Here is a 1,668-nt window from a genome sequence, read left to right on the forward strand (position 1 = left end):
TCGCGGAATATCTCGTGCGATCCCCTGGTACAGATGGCCACGTTCGCCGGCAGCGCGTCGCCCGTATAGATATGCGTCCCACCGAACACGTAGGACCCCCGCGTTTCGGTGCCGCTCAACTCCACCGCAACATGAACGGCTTCGAACTGAAGGGCGACGGAGGGATCAAGGACCATGGTGGCGGCAAACGGATCGGCATAGGTCGCACCGGGCTTGTGCCGCTTTTCGGTCTCGAATTTCAGCCGTTCCGCATTCGATTTCAGGAAGAGCGCGCTCTTCGCCGTGCCGAATGTCGCGATCTGGTCGAAATCCGCCTGCGTCAGCATCTCCGTCTCACCCAGGCTGCCCGTCATGGCGATCGGCAGGCCCGAGCGCAGCACGATATCGGCCGCTTCCGGATCGACCATCGCGTTGAAGCTGACCGACGTGCCGATCCCTTCATAGCGTCCGCCGACGATCACGATGCCACGGGCCTTGCGGGCAATCGAAGGGTCAAGCAGCAGGGCAAGGGCAATGTTCGACAAGCCGCCGAGCGCCAGCAGCACCACTTCGCCCGGATGAGCGGAAACGATGCGCGAAATGGCGATCGCGGCATGGTCGGGTGCCGGTTTCAGCGCGACCTCCGGCACCACCATGTCGCCGAATCCATAGCGGCCATGAATGAACCCGGCAGCCGGATAGGACCGGCCGAGCAGCGGATGATCGACGCCCCGATGCACCGGTATCGTCCCGTTCCTCAGGGTCTGCACGAGGAAGAGCGTGTTCCGCACTTCCTGCTCGTAGCCGATATTGCCCGGCGTCACGGTGATCGCTTCCGTCGTGATGCGCGTGGAACCGAGCATCATGATGATCGCCAGCAGGTCGTCCGTTCCCGGATCGGTGTCGATGATCACCCGGCGCACGTCGCGCAACCAGGGCACAGACGCGACCGGTTGCCCGAGAACCGTCCACGCCGTCTGCGCGCGGGAACGATCCAGGGGCATGAGAGCACTTGCGAACAGGGCTCCCCCGGCAAGAAACTGTCTGCGGTCGAGCGACATCGCGGCATCCTTTTCGTGGTCGTATCGGAATGCCACGATCCGCTGCCTGTTGCGAAACTGAAATTTGTCTCGCCGGTCAGAAAATCATTCTGCGCACATGCGTCGACCATGGCGGTGGATCAGGGCGACGACAATCCGGCTCATATGAACCGTCGTCGCCGCCACGTTCACCACGGCAATGCCCCCTCCGACAGCCTGTCGGAAGGCTGTTCGAAAAGGGACGCTTTCGACCGGTCCTACAGCTCCATGTCCTGCTGAAGGTTCACCAGCGGCCGCGCCCCGTAATGCGAGATGATCTCCGACGCCGCCACACTGCCCAGCCGGCCGCATTCGGCCAGCGTACGGCCCGAGGTCCAGCCGGCCAGGAAGCCGGCGGCATAGGCATCACCGGCGCCGGTGGTGTCGATCACCTGCGTCGCCACCGGCGCCACGTCGATCCGCTCCTCGCCCCGGATGATCACGCTGCCCTGGCCGGAGCGCGTCAGCACCGCGAAATGCGTGTCGGCGGCGGCCTGGTTCATCGCCGTGGTGAAATCCTCGGTCTGGTAGAGCGAGCAGATTTCTTCCTCGTTGGCGAACAGGATGTCGATATGCCCGTGCACCAGCTCGCGGAAGGCATCGCGATGCC

Annotated in this window: 2 protein-coding genes; both read right to left on the reverse strand. The window is 63.8% G+C overall.

Annotated elements, in window-relative coordinates:
* Positions 1-1,040, reverse strand: a 1,040-nt coding sequence (locus tag HLH35_RS19625) for a nucleoside hydrolase (protein ID WP_182980734.1), incomplete at its 3' end; no start/stop codon positions are given.
* Between the two features lie 236 nt (positions 1,041-1,276).
* On the reverse strand, positions 1,277-1,668 hold a 392-nt coding region (locus tag HLH35_RS19630; RefSeq protein WP_246385258.1), incomplete at its 5' end, for a PfkB family carbohydrate kinase.

It is taken from the genome of Gluconacetobacter asukensis (assembly GCF_014174375.1).
GTDB lineage: Bacteria > Pseudomonadota > Alphaproteobacteria > Acetobacterales > Acetobacteraceae > Gluconacetobacter > Gluconacetobacter asukensis.